Origin of the sequence: Massilia sp. CCM 8734 (genome assembly GCF_011682155.1) — a bacterium.
Lineage (GTDB): Bacteria > Pseudomonadota > Gammaproteobacteria > Burkholderiales > Burkholderiaceae_D > Telluria_A > Telluria_A rubra.
The window spans coordinates 49,667-68,507 of the sequence record NZ_WHJI01000026.1 but is presented as its reverse complement, the minus strand read 5'-3'; the positions used below and the strand labels follow the sequence as shown (position 1 = coordinate 68,507).

Annotated in this window: 20 protein-coding genes; 11 read left to right on the top strand and 9 right to left on the bottom strand. The window is 64.1% G+C overall.

Annotation, left to right across the window (positions count from 1 at the left end; all coding sequences use genetic code 11):
- The first annotated feature begins 259 nt into the window (after positions 1 to 259).
- From pilB to F2P46_RS22250, 7 genes are all read left to right on the top strand, one after another.
- The gene (gene pilB, locus F2P46_RS22280; RefSeq protein ID WP_229509397.1) at positions 260 to 1,948 is read left to right on the top strand and encodes a type IV-A pilus assembly ATPase PilB; all 1,689 of its coding nucleotides are present in this window, start codon (positions 260 to 262) and stop codon (positions 1,946 to 1,948) included.
- An 11-nt stretch (positions 1,949 to 1,959) separates the two neighbouring features.
- Entirely contained in the window at positions 1,960 to 3,180 is a 1,221-nt protein-coding gene (locus F2P46_RS22275) for a type II secretion system F family protein (protein WP_166894248.1), read from the top strand.
- A 315-nt stretch (positions 3,181 to 3,495) separates the two neighbouring features.
- Positions 3,496 to 4,389, top strand: a complete 894-nt coding sequence (locus F2P46_RS22270; protein ID WP_166894246.1) for an A24 family peptidase — start codon at positions 3,496 to 3,498, stop codon at positions 4,387 to 4,389.
- A gap of 2 nt (positions 4,390 to 4,391) precedes the next feature.
- Entirely contained in the window at positions 4,392 to 5,048 is a 657-nt protein-coding gene (coaE, locus tag F2P46_RS22265; RefSeq protein ID WP_166894244.1) for a dephospho-CoA kinase, read from the top strand.
- A 79-nt stretch (positions 5,049 to 5,127) separates the two neighbouring features.
- Positions 5,128 to 5,883 carry a cell division protein ZapD gene (gene zapD, locus F2P46_RS22260; protein ID WP_166894242.1) on the top strand — a complete coding sequence of 252 codons (756 nt, stop codon included), beginning with the start codon at positions 5,128 to 5,130 and terminating at the stop codon, positions 5,881 to 5,883.
- Positions 5,884 to 5,898: 15 nt separating this feature from the next.
- The gene (gene yacG, locus F2P46_RS22255; RefSeq protein WP_126074530.1) at positions 5,899 to 6,084 is read left to right on the top strand and encodes a DNA gyrase inhibitor YacG; all 186 of its coding nucleotides are present in this window, start codon (positions 5,899 to 5,901) and stop codon (positions 6,082 to 6,084) included.
- A gap of 95 nt (positions 6,085 to 6,179) precedes the next feature.
- On the top strand, positions 6,180 to 7,331 hold the full coding sequence (locus tag F2P46_RS22250; protein ID WP_166894240.1) for a HAMP domain-containing sensor histidine kinase: 1,152 nt from the start codon (positions 6,180 to 6,182) through the stop codon (positions 7,329 to 7,331).
- Positions 7,332 to 7,350: 19 nt separating this feature from the next.
- Here the strand turns inward: F2P46_RS22250 and F2P46_RS22245 are convergent, their stop codons facing one another.
- The 4 genes from F2P46_RS22245 to argJ are packed head-to-tail and all read right to left on the bottom strand — an operon-like array spanning position 7,351 to position 11,194.
- Positions 7,351 to 8,607, bottom strand: coding sequence for a D-amino acid dehydrogenase (locus tag F2P46_RS22245; RefSeq protein ID WP_166894238.1), 1,257 nt, complete (start codon positions 8,605 to 8,607; stop codon positions 7,351 to 7,353).
- Between the two features lie 54 nt (positions 8,608 to 8,661).
- Positions 8,662 to 9,072, bottom strand: coding sequence for an NUDIX domain-containing protein (locus tag F2P46_RS22240; protein WP_166894236.1), 411 nt, complete (start codon positions 9,070 to 9,072; stop codon positions 8,662 to 8,664).
- The gene (locus F2P46_RS22235) at positions 9,069 to 9,947 is read right to left on the bottom strand and encodes an ATP-binding protein (RefSeq protein WP_166894234.1); all 879 of its coding nucleotides are present in this window, start codon (positions 9,945 to 9,947) and stop codon (positions 9,069 to 9,071) included. The genes F2P46_RS22240 and F2P46_RS22235 overlap by 4 nt, the downstream gene beginning before the upstream one ends.
- A gap of 8 nt (positions 9,948 to 9,955) precedes the next feature.
- Entirely contained in the window at positions 9,956 to 11,194 is a 1,239-nt protein-coding gene (gene argJ, locus F2P46_RS22230; RefSeq protein WP_166894233.1) for a bifunctional glutamate N-acetyltransferase/amino-acid acetyltransferase ArgJ, read from the bottom strand.
- 198 nt (positions 11,195 to 11,392) lie between these two features.
- Here argJ and F2P46_RS22225 point away from each other — a divergent pair, with 198 nt between their 5' ends.
- The 4 genes from F2P46_RS22225 (at position 11,393) to F2P46_RS22210 (ending at position 15,874) form a co-directional block, all read left to right on the top strand.
- Positions 11,393 to 11,950 carry a hypothetical protein gene (locus F2P46_RS22225; RefSeq protein ID WP_166894231.1) on the top strand — a complete coding sequence of 186 codons (558 nt, stop codon included), beginning with the start codon at positions 11,393 to 11,395 and terminating at the stop codon, positions 11,948 to 11,950.
- An 86-nt stretch (positions 11,951 to 12,036) separates the two neighbouring features.
- Positions 12,037 to 13,107 (top strand): hypothetical protein, encoded by a 1,071-nt coding sequence (locus F2P46_RS22220; RefSeq protein ID WP_166894228.1) that lies wholly within the window; start codon positions 12,037 to 12,039, stop codon positions 13,105 to 13,107.
- A 168-nt stretch (positions 13,108 to 13,275) separates the two neighbouring features.
- Positions 13,276 to 14,388, top strand: a complete 1,113-nt coding sequence (locus tag F2P46_RS22215; RefSeq protein ID WP_166894226.1) for a hypothetical protein — start codon at positions 13,276 to 13,278, stop codon at positions 14,386 to 14,388.
- 181 nt (positions 14,389 to 14,569) lie between these two features.
- On the top strand, positions 14,570 to 15,874 hold the full coding sequence (locus F2P46_RS22210; RefSeq protein ID WP_166894224.1) for a DUF945 family protein: 1,305 nt from the start codon (positions 14,570 to 14,572) through the stop codon (positions 15,872 to 15,874).
- Positions 15,875 to 15,984: 110 nt separating this feature from the next.
- Here F2P46_RS22210 and F2P46_RS22205 read toward each other — a convergent pair whose 3' ends face one another.
- The 5 genes from F2P46_RS22205 to F2P46_RS22185 are packed head-to-tail and all read right to left on the bottom strand — an operon-like array spanning position 15,985 to position 18,829.
- Positions 15,985 to 16,356 carry a hypothetical protein gene (locus tag F2P46_RS22205; protein WP_166894222.1) on the bottom strand — a complete coding sequence of 124 codons (372 nt, stop codon included), beginning with the start codon at positions 16,354 to 16,356 and terminating at the stop codon, positions 15,985 to 15,987.
- On the bottom strand, positions 16,353 to 16,709 hold the full coding sequence (locus F2P46_RS22200) for a DUF192 domain-containing protein (protein ID WP_166894220.1): 357 nt from the start codon (positions 16,707 to 16,709) through the stop codon (positions 16,353 to 16,355). The genes F2P46_RS22205 and F2P46_RS22200 overlap by 4 nt, the downstream gene beginning before the upstream one ends.
- A 2-nt stretch (positions 16,710 to 16,711) precedes the next feature.
- Complete coding sequence (locus F2P46_RS22195) at positions 16,712 to 17,434, bottom strand: TadE family protein (RefSeq protein ID WP_166894218.1); 723 nt, start codon at positions 17,432 to 17,434, stop codon at positions 16,712 to 16,714.
- Positions 17,431 to 17,946, bottom strand: a complete 516-nt coding sequence (locus F2P46_RS22190) for a tetratricopeptide repeat protein (protein WP_166894216.1) — start codon at positions 17,944 to 17,946, stop codon at positions 17,431 to 17,433. The genes F2P46_RS22195 and F2P46_RS22190 overlap by 4 nt, the downstream gene beginning before the upstream one ends.
- Before the next feature lie 10 nt (positions 17,947 to 17,956).
- Positions 17,957 to 18,829 (bottom strand): type II secretion system F family protein, encoded by an 873-nt coding sequence (locus F2P46_RS22185; RefSeq protein WP_166894214.1) that lies wholly within the window; start codon positions 18,827 to 18,829, stop codon positions 17,957 to 17,959.
- Positions 18,830 to 18,841 lie beyond the last annotated feature (12 nt).

Genomic DNA, 18,841 nt, shown 5'->3' with positions numbered 1-18,841 from the left:
GTCCCTAATCAGACTGTCACCAACAATTCCACTCCAACCATAGAAGTTCCAGAACGCAAAATAACGTTCCATTTTGGCTACGTGGTATGGTTGCCTCCCCCATGCAGCAAACACTTTACAAATGTGATGCCCGGAGGCATGATCCAAGGCAGTTCGCCGCAACAGTCACTACTGGACGGCGCTTTGTCGTTCCCCCGTACTCTTTAAACCAAGCGCGCATATGGCTGCAGTCCTCCCCAATACGACCCCCGGAACCCCGATGCCGGGCCTGGCCCGCGCCTTGATGCAGGCGGGCCGCCTCAGTGCGCAGCAGGCCGATTCGCTGCACAAGAAGTCGCTGGCGGACAAGAGCCCCTTCATCGATACCCTGCTGCTGACCGGCACCTTCGACTCGCGCACGCTGGCCGCCTTTTGCGCGGAAACCTTCGGCTACCCGCTGATGGACTTGCAGAGCTTTAATGTCGACGTGCTGCCGGCCAACGCCATCGACGGCAAGCTGATGCAGAGCCAGCGCGTGATCGCCCTGGCCAAGCGCGGCAACAAGATGTCGGTGGCCATTTCCGACCCGACCAATATCCAGGCCCTGGACCAGATCAAGTTCCAGAGCGAAGCCTCGGTCGAGCCGGTGATCGTGCTGCACGACGTGCTGCTGGCGCTGCTGGCCAATCTGGGCCGCAACGCCGAAACCAGTCTCGCCGACATGGTGGGCGACCAGGAAGAAATCCAGTTCGGCGAGGACGACGCGCCCACCACCGTGATCGACACGGGCGCGGCCGAAATCGAAGACGCACCGATCGTCAAGTTCCTCAACAAGATCCTGACCGACGCGATCAACTTGGGCGCGTCCGATATTCACTTCGAACCGTTCGAAAAATTCTACCGCATCCGCCTGCGCGTGGATGGCATGCTGCGCGAGCATGCGCAGCCGCCGATCACCATCCGCGACAAGCTGGTCTCGCGCATCAAGGTGCTCTCCAAGCTCGACATTTCCGAAAAACGCGTGCCGCAGGATGGCCGCATGCGCCTGATCCTCTCGCCCACCAAGGCGATCGACTTCCGGGTCAGCACCTGCCCTACCCTGTTCGGCGAAAAGACCGTGATGCGGATCCTGGACGCCACCCAAGCCCAGATGGGCATCGACGCGCTCGGCTACGATCCGGACCAGAAAGAGTTGCTGCTCGAAGCGATCCAGCGCCCGTACGGCATGGTGCTGGTGACCGGCCCGACCGGTTCCGGCAAGACGGTGTCGCTGTACACCTGCCTGAACGTGATCAACAAGCCAGGCATCAATATTTCGACCGCGGAAGACCCGGCCGAGATCAACTTGCCCGGCGTGAACCAGGTCAACATCAACGACCGCTCCGGCCTGACCTTCCCGGTCGCGCTCAAGTCCTTCCTGCGCCAGGATCCGGACATCATCATGGTCGGCGAGATCCGCGACCTGGAAACGGCCGACATCGCCATCAAGGCCGCGCAAACGGGCCACATGGTGTTCTCGACCCTGCACACCAACGATGCGCCATCGACCCTGACGCGCCTGATGAACATGGGCGTGGCGCCCTTCAACATCGCCTCGTCGGTGATCATGATCACGGCGCAGCGCCTGGCGCGACGCTTGTGCACCTGCAAGAAACCGGTCGAGACCAGCCGCGAAATCTTGCTCGCGGCCGGCTTCAAGGACGACGAACTGGAAGGCGGCTGGAAGCCCTACGGTCCGGTCGGCTGCGACCGCTGCATGGGTGGCGGCTACAAGGGACGGGTCGGTATCTACCAGATCATGCCGATCACCCCGGCGATCGAAAAAATCATTCTGGCGCACGGCAATTCGATGGAAATTGCCGCGCAATCGGAGCTGGAGGGCGTCAAGTCCCTGCGCCGCTCCGGCCTGATGAAAGTAAAGCAAGGCTTGACCAGTCTTGAAGAAGTTCTCGGCTGCACCAACGAATAGGAAAATACAGTATGGCACTCGCTCAAACCAAAACCGCCGCCAAGGAGTCGGTCTACGCCTGGGAAGGCAAGGACAAGACCGGCAAGACAGTTCGCGGCGAACTGCGCGCCGGCGGCGAAGCCGTGGTCAACGTGACCTTGCGGCGCCAGGGCGTGATGGTGACCAAGGTCAAGAAAAAGCGCTATCGCAGCGGTAAGAAAATTACCGACAAGGATATTTCCCTGTTCACGCGCCAGCTGGCCACAATGATGAAGGCCGGCGTGCCGCTGCTGCAATCGTTCGACATCGTCGGCAAGGGCCACTCGAATCCGTCGATGTCCAAGCTGATCATGGAACTGCGCGGCGATATCGAAACCGGTACCAGCCTGAACAATGCTTTCCGCAAGTATCCGCTGTATTTCGACCCGCTGTTCTGCAATCTGGTCGGCGCGGGCGAACAGGCCGGTATTCTGGAAGACTTGCTCACGCGCCTGGCGATCTACAAGGAAAAGACCCTGGCCATCAAGGCCAAGATCCGCTCGGCGCTGATTTATCCGGTGTCGATCCTGGGGATCGCGTTCATCGTCACGGCGGTGATCATGATCTGGGTGGTGCCGGCATTTAAGACGGTGTTCGAGAGCTTCGGCGCGAACTTGCCGACCCCGACCGTCATCGTGATGGATATCTCGGACTTCTTCGTCTCGTACTGGTGGGCGATTTTCGGCTCCCTGTTCGCCGGCCTGTACTTCTTCTTCCAGGCCTGGCAACGCTCGGCCAAGATGCAGCGCTTCATGGACCTGGCCCTGCTCAAGGCGCCGATTTTCGGTTCCGTGGTCCGCAAGGCGGCGATTGCGCGCTGGACGCGTACCCTGGCCACCATGTTCGCGGCCGGCGTGCCGCTGGTCGAAGCGCTCGACTCGGTCGGCGGCGCGGCCGGCAATGCCCTGTACCTGGAAGCGACCAAGAAAATCCAGAACGAGGTCAGCACCGGCACCAGCCTGACGGTGGCGATGCAGAACGCCAATGTGTTCCCGCCGATGGTCACCCAGATGGTCGCCATCGGGGAAGAATCGGGCGCGCTCGATTCGATGCTGGGCAAGGTCGCCGGCTTCTTCGAAGATGAAGTCGACGAAGCGGTGGCCTCGCTCGCTTCGCTGATGGAACCGCTGATCATGGTGATCCTGGGCGTGATCATCGGCGGCCTGGTCGTTGCCATGTACCTGCCGATCTTCAAACTGGGCGCGGTGGTGTAATCGCCCGGCCAAGTCGGGAAGGCCAGCCTTCCCGAGCGCTCACCGGGTCCCGGAGACGGTGACATCGCATGACGGATCGCAGCAAGCTGCGGTCCGTTTTCACATATGCCCGGTCCTTCCCGCTGGCTTGCGCATGCATCACCATTGTCCGGCTACAGACGATGCGAGATGGCGCGCGACGCCGGCGGCGGTCCAAATGCGACAACATTGGCCTGGCGCCGGGTCAGAAGGCCATCGGCCTTCCCCAAAGCGGCTGAACCCCCTAAAATAGATTGTTGTACAGAACTGCTTGATCAATTCATAACGTGGAGCATCATGCTACCGGAAACACTTTTGTTCGCCGCCCCCGGCTCCCTGGGCCCGGCCCTCGTCGCCGGCCTGTTCGGCCTGCTGATCGGCAGCTTCCTCAATGTCGTCATCTACCGCCTTCCCAAGATGATGGAGCGCGACTATAACGATTACCTGGCCGGCGAATACGGCTGCGGCTGCGGCACCCGCAAGGCGCACACCGACACCTTCAACCTGATGGTGCCGCGCTCGGCCTGCCCGCATTGCGGCCATAAAATCGGCGCGCTGGAAAACATTCCGGTGATCAGCTACCTGATGTTGGGCGGCAAGTGCAAAGACTGCAAGGCCAACATTTCGCCGCGCTATCCGCTCATCGAACTGGCCAGCGGCCTGCTCTCGGCCCTGCTGATCTGGACCTTCGGCAGCGACTATACCGGGCTGGCCACCTTGGTCTTCCTGTACCTGCTGATCGCGATGACCTTCATCGACGCCGACACCCAACTGCTGCCCGACGAGCTGACCTATCCGCTGCTGTGGATCGGCCTGTTGCTCAATATCCAGGGCCGCTTCGTGCCGCTGCAGGACGCCGTCATCGGCGCTGCGGTCGGCTATCTGGCGCTGTGGTCGGTGGCGACCCTGTACGAGAAGCTGCGCGGCCAGGTTGGCATGGGCCATGGCGACTTCAAGCTGCTGGCCGCGCTCGGCGCCTGGATGGGCTGGAGCATGCTGCCGAGCGTGATCCTGATTTCGTCGGCGGTCGGCTCGGTGGTCGGGATCTGCCTGATCGTGTTCGGCGGGCGCGAGCGCAACGTTAAGATTCCCTTCGGTCCCTACCTGGCGGCGGCCGGCCTCATCGTGATGGTATACGGCAAACAAATCGCCGCCGTGACCGATGTCGTCATCAAACACTGGGTCCAGTAACAATGACTAGCGCGTCGCCTGGGGCATCGCATAGCGCCGCACAGCGCGGCAAGTTCAGCGTCGGCCTGACCGGCGGCATCGGCTGCGGCAAGACGGCCGTGTCGGACCGGTTCGCCGCGCTCGGCGCGAGCGTCATCGATACCGACGTCATCGCGCACGCCCTCACCGCCCCCGGCGGCGCCGCCATGGATGCCCTGCTACACGAATTCGGCGCGGCCTTCGTGACCGCCGACGGCGCCCTCGACCGCGTGCGCATGCGCGAACTGGTGTTTTCCGAGCCGCCCGCCAAGGCGCGCCTGGAAGCGATCCTGCATCCGCGCATCCGCGCCGCCACCGCGGCGGCGGCGCTTGTTGCCAGCGGTCCCTATCTGATCTACGTGGTACCGCTGCTGGTCGAGTCCGGCGGCTGGCGCGAGCGGGTCGACCGCGTGCTGGTCATCGATTGCCCAGAAGAAATGCAAATCGCGCGCGTAATGCGCCGCAACGCCATGAGCGAAGCCCAGGTGCGCGCCATCATGGCCACCCAGGCCAGCCGCGCCGAACGGCTGGCGCAAGCCGACGATGTGCTGTCCAACGATGACGACCTGGCGGCCCTGGACCGTCAAATTGCTCTATTGCATGCCCAATATCTGGCATTTTGCGGGAGAATGGCACGATAACCGGTGCGGCGTTTGTAATTTTGCCTCGCTTGGTTCAGAATCACGGGATTCTTCTCCTGCCATGTAAAGGGATGTCATTTTGATCGTCTACGAATACCCTTTCAACGAGCGCATACGCACGTTGTTACGGCTGGAAGACCTGTATGAGAAGTTCAAGTTCTTTGTGCATCAGGAACATGCAATGCAGCATCACGTTGCCCTGGCCACCATTTTCGACATGCTCGAAGTGGCCGGCCGCGCCGATCTCAAGAGCGACTTGCTGCAGGAACTCGAACGCCAGAAGCAAAGCTTGCTGAGCTACCGGTCGAATCCGAACGTGGCGGCCGACATGCTCGACGCCGTCCTGCTCGAGGTCGAAACGGTCAGCGCCGCGCTGGTCGCGGCCCAGGGCAAGACCGGCCAGAACGTGCGCGACAACGAATGGCTGATGAGCATCCGCGGGCGCACCATCATTCCCGGCGGCGCCTGCGAATTCGACCTGCCGTCTTACTACGCCTGGCAAAAACGCCCGGCCGAACAGCGCTTCAACGATATCGTCAACTGGTTCGCCCCGCTGGCGCCCCTGTTCGACGCCCTGGCCCTGGTGCTGCGCCTGCTGCGCGACTCGGGCGGACCGGTCAAGATGATCGCCATCGCCGGCAGCTATCAGCAAATGCTCCAAGGCAAGGTCTATCAGATGTTGCGCCTGACCATGGATGAGTCGATGGGGGCGATCCCCGAGATTTCCGCCAACAAGTACATGTTGTGGGTCCGTTTCACCACGCAGGGCGGGGATTTGAAGCCCAAGCCGCTGGAAGAAGACGTCCCGTTCGAGCTCACGCTCTGTAATTTTTAACTGTTTGATGTTGCCATGACCGTCGTCAGCTGCCCCACCTGCGCCAAGAAAGTCGAATGGACCGAGGCCAACAAATTCCGTCCCTTCTGTTCCGAACGTTGCAAACAGATCGACCTGGGCGCCTGGGCCGAGGAAAAATACACCATTCCCGGCGCCGCCCCGTCCGACCCCTTGCTCGACGACGACAACCTGCCACAGTAGCGTCGTGTCCGCCATTGCGGCGGCAAAACGCTTACAATGACTAACCTTCCCACTTGCAAAGGATGCAACGCCATGTCAATGCCACAGGCATACCGATGAGACTCGACCGTTTCATCAAAGAGCGCATGGAAGCAATCCTGACGGAGTGGGAGGCGTTCGCGCAGACCCTGCTGCCGGCCGCCAGCCAGATGACCGACCTGGCGCTGCGCGACCACGCGCGCCAGATCCTGCAGGCGATCGCGCTTGACATCGAAACCTCGCAGAACCCGCAACAGCAGATCGCCAAGTCGCAGGGCCTCGGGCCCGACACGGTCGAGGGCGAGAGCGCCGCCTCGATCCACGGCGCGCTGCGCCAGGCCAGCAATTTTTCCCTGCTCCAGCTCAGCGCCGAATTCCGCGCCCTGCGCGCCACCGTGCTGCGCCTGTGGCTGCCGCAGGTACAACGCATGACGTCCGACGTGGCCGACGAAATGGTGCGCTTTAACGAAGCCATCGACCAGGCCCTGGCCGAATCGGTGGTGACGTATTCGGCGCGCGCCGACCACATGCGCGAACTGTTCCTGGCCATCCTCGGGCACGACCTGCGCGCGCCGCTGTCGAGCATGTCGATGGCGGGCGAGCTGCTCAGCCGCAAACAGGTCGACGCCGCCCAGGCCGGCGAAATCGGCGGAAGGGTCAAGCGCGGTGCGCGCCTGATGAGCAGCATGGTCGATGACCTGATCGGCTACACCCGCACCCAGCTCGGCGGCGGCATGCCGACCGTGCTGCGCGAGGTCGACCTGGGCGACGTCTGCCGCGCCGCGCTGGCCGACGCCCACGCCACCCATCCGGCCACGCGCTTCGAGATCGAGGCCGACGAGGCGATCAAAGGCCAGTATGACGCCGTGCGCCTGCACCAGTTATTGACCAACCTGATGGTCAACGCCGCCCAGTACGGCACGCGCGGCGCCGCCGTGCGCATCGTCGCGCGCGCCCATCCAGACGCGGTGACGGTGGCCGTGACCAATGACGGCCCGGTGATTCCGCCCTCGGCGCTGGAGAGTATTTTCAGTCCGCTGATCCAGTTGCCGGGCGACGGCGAAGCCGAGGAACGCCCGCGCACCAGCCTGGGACTGGGTTTGTTCGTCGCGCGCGAAATCGCCGCGGCCCATGGCGGAACCCTGACCGTCACCTCCAGCGCGGAGTGCGGCACCACCTTCACGGCCCACTTGCCGCGCGCGCCCAAGGCGCAGCTGGCCAACGCCTGAGCAGGCGCCGTCGCGCGCGTCAAGCGCCGTAGCGGCTCATGAACAATCCCTCGGTATCGATTTCGGGCGCGCGTCCCGACACCAGATCGGCCAGCACCCGCGCCGAACCGCACGACATGGTCCATCCCAGCGTCCCGTGCCCGGTATTGAGAAACAGCTTGCGATAGCGGGTCGGCCCGATCACCGGCGTGCCGTCCGGCGTCATCGGACGCAGCCCGCACCAGAACGTCGCCTTCTGCACATCGCCCCCGCCCGGAAACAACTCGCTCACCGCATGTACCAGGGTGGCGCGGCGCGCGTCGTGCAGGCGCAGGTCGTAGCCGGCGATTTCGGCCGTGCCGCCCACCCGGATCCGCTCGCCCAGGCGCGTGATGCCGACCTTGTAGGTCTCTTCCATGATGGTCGATTCGGGTGCGCTGGCCGGGTCGATGACCGGCAAGGTGATCGAATAACCTTTGACCGGATACACCGGGAGCTTGATCCCCAAAGGCGCGAGCATCAGCGGCGAGTAACTCCCCAGCGCCATCACAAAGGCGTCCGCTCTTAATTCGCCCAGCGAGGTGTCGACCGCCGTGACCGCGCCGCCTTCGTGCAGCAGGCGCCGGATCTCGACCTTGTTACGGAAAACCACGCCCAGGCCGGCCGCCATCTGCGCCAGCGCCTGGGTGAACTTGAAGCAGTCGCCGGTTTCGTCACAAGGCAGGTGCAGGCCGCCGACGATCTTGCCGCGCACGCGCGCCAGGGCCGGTTCCACCGCTTCGCAGCCGGCGGCGTCGAACAGCGCATACGGCACGCCGTAGCGCTTGAGCACCGCGATGTCGTCCTGGGCTTCGTCGAGCTGGCGCGGATTGCGGAACACCTGCAAGGTGCCCTTGCTGCGATGGTCGTAGGCGATGCCGGTCTCCTCGCGCAGCGCGATCAGGCAATCGCGGCTGTACTCGGCCAGGCGCACCATGCGGCTCTTGTTGACGGCGTAGCTGGCCGGATTGCAGTTGCCCAGCATCTGCAACAGCCAGCGCCACATGCGCGGATCGAACGAGGGGCGCACCACCAGCGGACTGTGTCGCATGGCCAGCCAGCGCAAGGCCTTGAGCGGGATTCCCGGCGCGGCCCACGGCGCGGCCATGCCCGACGAGACTTCGCCGGCGTTGGCGAAACTGGTCTCCAGCGCGGCGCCGTCCTGGCGCTCGATGACGGTCACTTCATGGCCGGCCCTGGCCAGGAAATAGGCCGACGTGGTACCGACCACGCCACTACCGAGCACGATAATTTTCACGGACTTCCTTGCGGTGCGTTGGTTTGCCGAAGCGGCAAATACAGGTGAAAAAGCTTACGGGTAGCGCACCTGGTCGAGGCATGCGAGCAGCGGAATGGTGGCCGGCAGCAGCGGCGACACGCCGACCACGCCCTGCCACGCAAAGGCCTGCCCTTCGAGGCTTTGCGGTTCGCCCCGCCACTGGCGGCAGATAAAGAAGTGCAGGCGCACGTGCGCGTGTTCGTACACGTGCTCGACCCCGCACCATTCGCTCGCGCTCAGGATATGAACGCCAAGCTCCTCGACGAATTCGCGTTTGAGCGCGTCGAGTATGGCTTCGCCGGTTTCCACTTTCCCACCCGGGAATTCCCAATAGCCGTCGTACGGTTTGCCGGCGGGACGCTGGCCAAGCAGCACGTCGCCATTGGGTTTCATCAAAATGCCGACCGCGACATCGATCGGTTTTTTACTGGTCGATTCAGTCATTCGGGCAGCCTTCCCGCGTAATCGCGCGCGAACTGCCACGCCACCCGGCCCGAACGCGAACCGCGCTGCAAGGCCCATTGCAAGGCCTCGGGGCGCGCTTGCTCGATCTGCTGCGCGCTGCAGCCGAAACTGGCCAGCCAGTGCGCCGCGATGTCGAGGTAGTCGTCCTGCTTGAACGGATAGAACGACAGCCACAGGCCGAAGCGCTCGGACAGCGAAATGCGCTCTTCCACCGTTTCGCCGGGATGCAGGTCGCCGTCGTCACCGTGCTTGTAGCTGGCGTTGTCGCTGGTTTTTTCCGGCAGCAGGTGGCGCCGGTTCGAGGTGGCGTAGATCAGCACATTGTCCGACTGCGCCGCGATCGAGCCGTCCAGCGCCACCTTGAGCGCCTTGTAACCGGCCTCGCCTTCTTCGAACGAGAGGTCGTCGCAAAAGATGATGAAGCGTTCGGGGCGTCCGGCCACCAGGTCGACGATGTCGGGCAGTTCGGCCAGGTCGGCCTTGTCGACTTCGATCAGGCGCAGGCCGTCGGCGGCGAACTGGTTCAGGCACGCCTTGATCAGCGACGACTTGCCGGTCCCGCGCGCGCCGGTCAGCAACACATTGTTGGCCGGGCGCCCCTGCACGAACTGGCGCGTATTGCGCTCGATCTGCTGTTTTTGCGTCCCCACGTTGTGCAGGTCAGACAGGGCGATGGTGGCCGCATGCAGCACCGGCTGCAGGTAATTGACGGTGCTGCCGGGGCGCTTGCGCCAGCGGAACGCGGTGCCCGAGCGCCAGTCGGGCATGCGCGGATAGGCCGGCGGCAGCACCGCCTCGACCCGCTGCAACAGCGCCTCGGCGCGGCGCAGGAATTGTTCGAGTGGCGTCGTCAAGGCGCGACTCAGGAACGGTAGTCGGCGTTGATGGTCACGTACTCGTGCGACAGGTCGCAGGTCCAGACGGTGGCGCTGTGGGCGCCGCGTCCGAGGCGCACGCGCACCGTGATTTCGCTCTTTTGCATCACGCGCTGGCCGTCGGCTTCCTGGTAGGCCGGATTGCGCCCGCCGCTTTTGGCCACCAGCACGTCGTCGAGGTACAGATCGAGCTTGGTGACATCGAGGTCGTCCACGCCGGCGTAGCCGATCGCGCACAGGATGCGGCCCAGGTTCGGGTCGGACGCGAAGAACGCGGTTTTCACCAGCGGCGAATGGGCGATCGAATAGGCGATCTTGCGGCACTCTTCCATGTTGCCGCCCTCTTCCACCGTGACGGTGATGAACTTGGTGGCGCCTTCGCCGTCGCGGATGATCATCTGCGCCAGCGAACGGGCGATCTCGGTCACCGCGGTTTTCAGTTCGGCGTATTCGGTCGAATCGGTGTTGGCGATGGCCAGGCTGCCGGTGCCGGTGGCGATCAGCATGAACGAATCGTTGGTCGAGGTGTCGCCGTCGATGGTAATGCAGTTGAACGAATGGTCGGCCGCATGCTTGACCAGTTCATTCAAGACGTCCTGCGACACTTTGGCGTCGATCGCCAGGTAGCCGAGCATGGTGGCCATGTTCGGGCGGATCATGCCGGCGCCTTTGCTGATGCCGGTCATGGTCACGCTGTGGCCGCAGATGTCGACCGTGCGCGAGGCCGCTTTCGGCTGGGTGTCGGTGGTCATGATCGCCTCGGCGGCGTTGAACCAGTTGTCCGCTTTCAGGTTCCCGATGGCCGCCGGCAGCGCGCCGACGACTTTGTCGACCGGGAGCGGCTCGAGGATCACGCCGGTCGAAAACGGCAGGATCTGGTGCGGCTCGCAGGCGAGCAGCTTGGCCAGCGCGGCGCAGGTGGCGTTGGCGCTGGCAAGGCCGGTCTCGCCGGTGCCGGCGTTGGCGTTGCCGGTGTTGACCACCAGCGCGCGGATCGGCGCGCCGCCGGCGGCAACGGCCGCCAGGTTGGCTTTGCTGACCTGCACGGGAGCGGCGCAAAAGCGGTTGGTGGTGAACACGCCGGCCACGGTGGCCGTGTCGGCCAGCTTCATCACCAGGATGTCCTTGCGGTTGGGCTTTTTGATACCGGCTTCGGCAAAACCGATCTCGATCCCATTGACGGGCTTCAGGTCGGCGGCGACGGGCAGAGGGGAATTAACGGCCATGGCGGATTCTCTAGCGTGGAAGTGGGAAGACGCTATTGTAACGCTTGAAACGATATGCGGGAGGCAACTGCAAGCGGACGGCGGCCGGGCGCTGCAACACCGTCCCATCGAGGCGGCAGGCAACTTATAGTAGCATTGAAATATCGCCATCAAATCAAGCCGGATGCGCCTTCAATCAATCACCGCAAGGGAGCGAACATGGGTTCTTTTTACACCAGCCACACATTGCGCGGTCCGAGCCAGCAGGCCGTGCTGGCCCACATGAACGAGCGGCGCGCCTTCGTCTCGCGCGAGGAAGACGGCAATCTCACCGTGCTCGACGAAGCGAGCGAATGCCAGGACCCGCAGGTGCTCGGGGCACTGGCGCAAAGCCTGTCGGCCTTTTTCGCCTGCCCGGTGCTGGCGCTGCTCAATCACGATGACAATTTCCTGTACCTGGAGCTGTACGAGAACGGCGCGAAGACCGATCAGTACAACTCGAATCCGGCGGCGTTTTCGGAAGACGACGAGGATGGATTCGGCGTGCCGCAAGGGGGCGACGCAGCGCGCCTGTGCGCCGCGTTCGGCGCGGCCGATGTCGGCGCGGTCGAGGCCGTGCTGCGCGACGAGTCGTTCATGATGGCGGTGGAACGGCACGAACGCCTGGCCGAAGCGCTCGGCCTGCCGGCGTTCTCGGTGGGACTCGGTTTCACCTATGCCGAGGCCAACGACGGAGTGCCGGAAAACTGCTTCGTGCCCAGCGCCGCCGCCGCGTAGGCGGGCGCCGGCCCGCTGTGATGCGCCGTGATGTTGAACCGCCGTGGAGACGATCCGCAACCTTATCGACCATTGAAAGAACCGTCATGACAATCATTACGCGTATTTTACTGGGGATGCGCTCGCTCCTGGTGCTGGCCGGCCTGTCGGCGAGCCTGTGCAGCCATGCCGCCTTTGCGACCGGGAACGAGGGGGTGACCCCGGACGCGGAAGCACGCGCCCAACAAGAGATCGCACAGGAAACCTCGCGCTATGTGCTGGCGGGCGACTTCGAGCGCCTCGAAGCGCTGCACATCAGACTGAACCGGCCCGGCGAGCGCACCCCGAGCGGAATCTGGAAGCTCGCCATCTATTACAATCAGCTGCGCAGCTTCCGCACCCAGGTCCCGGACATGAATGATTGGCTTGAGATGCAAGGCCAGGCCAATCAGTGGCAGGCCCGCTATCCGGACTCGGTGCCGGCGCGCTTGTTGGATGTGTACGTGAAACTGGAGCTGCTGGAGATAACGCGCGCCGGCCGCCCCCTCGGCAAGCTGAAGGTGGTGGAGCGCCGCATCCTCGATGCATACGCGATCAAGGCCATGCAGATGCTGGAAGATACCCGGCGCCTCGCCGTTCAAGCCAACGATCCGGAATGGCACCGCGCCATGCTCAACGTGGCGCCGTACATGCGTAACATGTCCGCCAACGGCTACCGCGCAAAGGTCCGGGAGGCGCTGGCGCGCCACCCGGACTATCACGAGGCCTACTTCACCGCCGCGCTGTACTCACAGCCACGCTGGGGCGGCACGCGCGACGGCGTGGCGCGCCTGGCCCTCGACGCCAGCCATGCCGGGAGCAAGGAATCGCCTTCGATGTATGCGCGCATTTTCTGGGCCATGGACCAGCGCGCGTACCAGGGGCGCCTGTTCGATGCCGGCGGCGCCGACTGGCCAAGCATGCGCGCCAGCTTCGAGCACATGGTCGCGCAGTACCCGGTCGCCTGGAACCTGAACGGGTTCGCCTATTTTGCCTGCATGGCCAAGGATTACAAGACCATGGACGCCATCGTCGAACGCATCGGCCCCGGGCTGGTCCCCGCCCTCTGGGGCGCCGGTGGCCAGGCAACGCACGCGCGCTGCCTGGCGCACCAGGCCCCTGCCGCAGCGCGCCCGTAGGGCATCGAGCGCCCGCCCGGCCCCGGCCGCGCAGCGCTACCCGTATCCGCCCTGCCCGCGCCCGGCGTCATCTCTTGCGTTTTCGCAGATCGTAAAGAGTTGCACGCTGTCATTATTTCCCTGCCGTGGATGCGTTTCAAGGCGCGATCCGGCACTGAAAGGGACATCATGACGACATTTTCGCGCATTTCCCGGGGCGCCCGCGCCTTCCTCGCGCTGGCGTGCCTGTCGGCGGCCTTGTGCAGCCACGCCGCCGCGCCGGCCGCAACGAACACGCCGCCGGCGGATGCGGAAACGCACGCGCACGAAGCGATCAAGCAGGAAACCGAGCGCTATCTGGTGGCGGGCGACTTCCGGCGCCTGGAAGCGCTGTATCGCACCCTGAACCACGCCGGCCAGCGCACCCCGAGCGGGCTGTGGAAACTGGCGATCTTCTACAACCAGCTGCGCCGTTTCGGCACCCACACCACCGACATGGACTATTGGGAGGCGGTGGAAGAGCAGGCACGTCAATGGCAGGCCGGCTATCCGAAGTCGGTGCCGGCGCGCCTGTTCGGCGTGTACCTGCAACTGGGGCGGCTGCATGTGGCGCGCGGCAGCGGCTTGTTCAGCAAGCTGCCGGAACAGCAGCGCGACGCCGTCTCGTACGGCGCCGACGTGGCCATGCGCATGCTGGAAAAGACCCGGGTCCTGGCCGAGCGGGCCAACGATCCGGAATGGCATCGCGCCATGCTCAGCGTGGCGCCCTACGTGGACGGCATGTCGGCCGAGGGTTATCGCAAGAAGGTGTGGCAGGCGCTGGCGCGCCATCCGAACTATCACGCCGCCTACTTCACCGCCGCGCTGTACTCGCACCCGCGCTGGGGCGGCACGCCCGATGGCGTGGCGCGCCTGGCGCACGATGCCAGCCATGCCGCCGGCAGGGAGCAGCCGTCGATGTATGCGCGCATTTACTGGTTCATGGACCAGAGCGAGTATCACGGGCGCCTGTTCGACGCCGGCCGCGCCGACTGGCCGACCATGCGCGCCAGCTTCGAACACCTGGTCAACTTGTACCCGGCCGCGTGGAACCTCAATGCGTTCGCCTACTTTGCCTGCATGGCCAAGGATTACGAGGCCATGGACGCCATCGTCGAGCGCATCGGCGCACAGCTGATCTTCGACGTCTGGGGCACTGACGGCGAGGCAACGCAGGCGCGCTGCGCCGCGCACCGCGCGCCCGGCGCGGCGGTCCACGTGATCGAGGCGGCGCTACGCGGGCACACCGCGCCTCGCTCGTAGGGGTGCGGCGCCGGGATGGCTGCAACGGCTCGCAAGCCAGGGCCGCGCTGGCTGCTCGCTGTCGCAAGACAAAGCGGGATCTTCCAGGCGTTGCTAGTTAGCAACGATAAACATGCTTAATGACAAGTAAACACATTTGCCGGATAATGTCTAACATTATCTATTTATCAATCAATCTCCAGTGAAAAAACTTCTCCTGTGCGCGGCCCTGATGGCCTCCTTCCCGGCCATGGCCGCCAATGCCACCGACAACGCCAAGGCGCCGGCCGCCAAGACCGAGTCGAACATGGCCGACGCCATGGAAGCGGCCACACTCGAACTCGAGCAGAGTTTCGGTACGGCCAAGGGCAATCCGATTCCTATTTTCGACAAGCTGGCTGTGTACGAGTTCAGCGCGCCGACCGGCGAGAAGCTGAAAAAAGTCTTCGGTTCGGCCCGTCCGTACACGCTCACGCGCGCGCCGGCCGCAGGCGGCATGATCGCTTTCGATTTCTCGGTGCCCGCGCACAATTACGCCGACCTGAACGAGCAAAACTGGTCGTGGAGCGCGCTCAAGCTCCATATGCTTACCGACGAGGCCGGCCGCACCATGACCAGCACCGGAAGCTGGCCGGTGTTCATGTTCGACAGTAAATCGGGCAAGGGGATCGTCAACAATATCACCCTGGAAAGCAAGCAAAGCCGCAACAGCGACGACGTCTGGATTGGCGCGGCACGCGTGGAGGCCAAGTCGATCGAGATGAGCGGCAAGGACAAGCCGTTCAGCATAAAAATGGACAAGCTGTCGGCCACATCCGTGGTTGAGCCGAACGGCAAGGACTACGACCTCGCCAGCGACTTGCGCATCGAACTGATCACGGTCATGGACGAAAAAATCGAGGACTTGCGCGCGTCCCTGCGCATGAGCAAGCTCGACCTGAAAGCGTTCGAGCAATTAAGCAGTGAGATCAGGAAAAAGACCAAGCCGGGCGCCGAGCCGAAGCTGGACGAGTTCGGCCCGCAGATCAAGGCCTTCGCCAAGGGCATGTCCGCGCGCGGCACGGCGATCGAGTTGACCGAGATGAGCGTGGGCTACCTGGGGCACCGCGCGCTCCTGAAAGGCCGCTTCTCCCTGGGCAAGACGGTCGAGAGCGACTTTAAAACGACCACCGCGCTGGTCAAGAAAATGGATGCGCGCTTCGAAATGCGCGTGCCGGTCGCGCTGGTGAGCGCCGTGACGCGCAAGATCACGCTGTCGCAAGCTGAAAAGCAGGCCGAAAAGCCATCGCCTGAAGCGATCGACGCCACCGTCAAGTCGATGACCGACACGTACGTGACAATGGCCGTCGATGCGGGCTATGCGCGCCTGGAAGGCGATGTGCTGGTGTCGATGCTCGACTACAAGGCCGGCAAGCTGACGGTCAACGGCAAGGCCATCGCCATGCCGGGCGGCGCTGGCAAGACGCCGGCCGCTGGCGGCAAGAAGCGGGCGCGCCGCAGCAAGTAAGTAGCAAGTAAGCAGCACCTGAGCGGTAACCAAGCCAGGCATCAACCGGCGGCCATCGCACGATGGCCGCCGCGCCTCCCACCGCCTTGCGCGGCATGCGCGACCAGCGCTTAGCGAATGCTGCGCAGTTCACGTCGCAGCGCCGCCAGGTTGGCGATATGACGATGGCGCGCATCGTCGTCGGCGCCATGTTCACGGGCAGTCGTCAACGCCTTCTGTTCCGAGACCAATTCGTTTTCCAGGATCGCACGGCGATCGATGTCGCGCTCCTGTTGCGTGTGCGGATCGACCTTGGGGAACGATGCCGCTGCCGCACTGCGCAGCGGGACTGCCGGGGAGAACGGCGCTGTGGTGAGCCCGGGTTTGGGCGGCACATTGCTCAATACGGTAACACCGCTGGCGGGATCGACGCGAACATGGATTTCAGCCAGCGCGGGCGGCAGCGCCACCAGCATCGCTATCAGCAGGCATGCGCGGATCATGGCGCCACGGCCAGACGGTGGCTCGCCAGCCTGGCCAGGCGTTGGTCCACTGCCAGCCCGCCCCGCAGCGCTCCGCCACCGGCAAGTTCGAGGCAGGCGTACGCGCGCCGCGCGGCCCGCACGCGCCACGGCTTGACGTCGCGGTGGATCGCCAGGATCAGCCCTTCACTGTCGAGAAACACGACATCGATGGTAAAGCGCATGAACAAGGTATGAATGTTGGAACAGGGCGCCAGCAACAGCCCCTCGTCCGGCGCCAGCGCGCGCCGTCCCAGCAAGCCGACCAGGCGCGCGCCAAACGAGTACGCCACCTTGATTCGTATGCCACGCACCTCAATGTCGTGATGATCCATGTTCATTTCTCCAGTTTGCCGCGTTCCGGCGGCACGGTGATGCGCACCACCGATTGCGACAGGATCGGGATTGCGTTGATGGCATAACAGGTGAGGTGATCGACGCTATGATCGGACCACAGGTCGCTGGTCAGTACCTTGATGATCATGCTGTCGATGACCGGAATGATCATCTGGTAGCAGTAGCGCGTTTCGATCTTGAGCAGCAGTGCATCGGAACGCTGCTGCTGCGATTTTCCGCCCATGGCATTGTTGGCGTACAGCCCGTCCACCGGAATAATCTGCGCCTTGTCCGAGGCACGCGTGATCTGGAAGTCGTCGAATGACTTGCTGGTCGGGTTGAGGACCGTGATGCGGTGGATTTTCACGCCCTCGGTCTCCAATCTGGCACGCGCAATCGCGGACAGGCCGACGCTCTTGTAATTCGATTGCGCGTCGGCGAAGCCCGCATCGCTGATACGCCGCAACCCGCTGGTAGCGTACAAGGGCGCGATGTGCGAGGCAAAAGCGCGGCGCATCTCGCCCATGTCCAGCCCCGAGGCCGCTCCGGCGCGGGCGGCGGCGAGCGTGGCGACATTGGCCGTGTTCTTGGCCACCATGAACAAACCCAGTTGCAGGATCGCCATGAACAAGGGAACCAGAACCCAGAACGCGATGATATAGAACTCGATCGTCGCGGCGCCGCACTGAGCGCGCACGCGGCCGGCGGCATCACGCCGTGTCACTGCAACGGCTCCGGCGCGGCCTGCGGCGCGCTCGGCGCCTGCGGGCCGAGCGCATGATCGACATCGCGCATCAGCGCTTGCAGCGCTTGCCGGTTCGGCGCGGCGACATCGCCGCTGCGCACGGCGATGCCGGCCGCGCCGCGCAACAAGATCGCGTGGGCCAGCGCCAGGTTGGCATGGGCCTTGACCATGCCCGGCTCGACCCGCAAGGCTTGTTCGAACGCGCCCTGGGCCTGGCGCACCTGCTTGGTGCGCAGGTACACGGTGCCGAGCCGGAACCAGGCCGTGGCGTTGGCGGGAAAGGCATGCACGATCTGCACGTAACGCAGCTCGGCATCGCCAAAACGGCCGGCGCCGATTTCCTGCTCGGCCCGCGCGGCCAGTTGCATCATCTGTGCCTCGCTCATCGGGCCGGTGGCATGCGGCGCCGGCGCCGGCGTGGCGCAAGCCAACAGAAAGGAACTGCAGCACATCAGCGCTGCGCGAACAACGGCGTTGCCTGGCTTGAGCATCAAGGCCTCCTCAGTTGATTGCGCCCAGCATCTTGACCACGATGGGAAAACCGATCACGACGAAGGTGCAAGGGAAAATACACAGGATCAGCGGGCCGAGCATCTTGACCGGCGCTTCCATGGCCAGCTTCTCGGCGCGCGAAAAGCGCTCGTTGGTGCGCTGGGTCGACTGCGCGCGCAGCACCATGCCGAGGCTGGCGCCGGTCTTTTCGGCCTGGACCAGTGCGCTGACGAGGGAGCTGACGGCGGCGTTGTCGAGCCGCTCCTCGAGCATGCGCAGCGCGTCGATGCGGTTGCGTCCCGAGCGGATCTCGCGCAGCAGGCGGGCAAAGGCGCGGCGCAAGGCATTGTCGGGCGTTTTCTCGACGGCGATGTTCATCCCCACGGTCAGGTTGCAGCCCGATTCGATGGCCAGGGTCAGCATGTCGAGAAAGGCCGGCAGATTTTTCAGCACGTCGATCTCGGTGCGCTTGATGCGGTCGCGCATCCATATTTCGAGGTACCAGAAACCGAACAGGAAGCCGGCCATCGGTATCACCAGGCCTTTCGCCCCCACCCATAAGGCCAGCAGCGTGACCATGGCGCCGATCAGGCACGCATACACGACCTTCGACGCAAACCACTGCTGGGGCGAGAGCGCATAATCGAGTTCCACCTTGCGCAGCCGGCGGATGGTCTTCTCGCGGTACTCGACCGACAGCAAGGGACCAAGATAATGGGTGGCCAGGACAATCAGCGGCCAGACACGCGCCATGGCCGGCGGCGGCTTGTCGGCATAGGTGCGGTCTTCGACTTGGACCGCGGTGACGATCCGGTAAGCGAATACCGCGCCGAACATCATGGCCATCGCAAACGCGCCGGCAAGCAGATACATTTCGATCATGCGCAGCTCCTC

Coding starts and splice junctions, on each gene's coding strand:
- pilB (WP_229509397.1), top strand. CDS start 260: ATGCCGGGCCTGGCCCGCGCCTTGATGCAGGCGGGCCGCCTCAGTGCG.
- F2P46_RS22275 (WP_166894248.1), top strand. CDS start 1,960: ATGGCACTCGCTCAAACCAAAACCGCCGCCAAGGAGTCGGTCTACGCC.
- F2P46_RS22270 (WP_166894246.1), top strand. CDS start 3,496: ATGCTACCGGAAACACTTTTGTTCGCCGCCCCCGGCTCCCTGGGCCCG.
- coaE (WP_166894244.1), top strand. CDS start 4,392: ATGACTAGCGCGTCGCCTGGGGCATCGCATAGCGCCGCACAGCGCGGC.
- yacG (WP_126074530.1), top strand. CDS start 5,899: ATGACCGTCGTCAGCTGCCCCACCTGCGCCAAGAAAGTCGAATGGACC.
- F2P46_RS22250 (WP_166894240.1), top strand. CDS start 6,180: ATGAGACTCGACCGTTTCATCAAAGAGCGCATGGAAGCAATCCTGACG.
- F2P46_RS22240 (WP_166894236.1), bottom strand. CDS start 9,072: ATGACTGAATCGACCAGTAAAAAACCGATCGATGTCGCGGTCGGCATT.
- argJ (WP_166894233.1), bottom strand. CDS start 11,194: ATGGCCGTTAATTCCCCTCTGCCCGTCGCCGCCGACCTGAAGCCCGTC.
- F2P46_RS22225 (WP_166894231.1), top strand. CDS start 11,393: ATGGGTTCTTTTTACACCAGCCACACATTGCGCGGTCCGAGCCAGCAG.
- F2P46_RS22220 (WP_166894228.1), top strand. CDS start 12,037: ATGACAATCATTACGCGTATTTTACTGGGGATGCGCTCGCTCCTGGTG.
- F2P46_RS22215 (WP_166894226.1), top strand. CDS start 13,276: ATGACGACATTTTCGCGCATTTCCCGGGGCGCCCGCGCCTTCCTCGCG.
- F2P46_RS22205 (WP_166894222.1), bottom strand. CDS start 16,356: ATGATCCGCGCATGCCTGCTGATAGCGATGCTGGTGGCGCTGCCGCCC.
- F2P46_RS22200 (WP_166894220.1), bottom strand. CDS start 16,709: ATGGATCATCACGACATTGAGGTGCGTGGCATACGAATCAAGGTGGCG.
- F2P46_RS22190 (WP_166894216.1), bottom strand. CDS start 17,946: ATGCTCAAGCCAGGCAACGCCGTTGTTCGCGCAGCGCTGATGTGCTGC.
- F2P46_RS22185 (WP_166894214.1), bottom strand. CDS start 18,829: ATGATCGAAATGTATCTGCTTGCCGGCGCGTTTGCGATGGCCATGATG.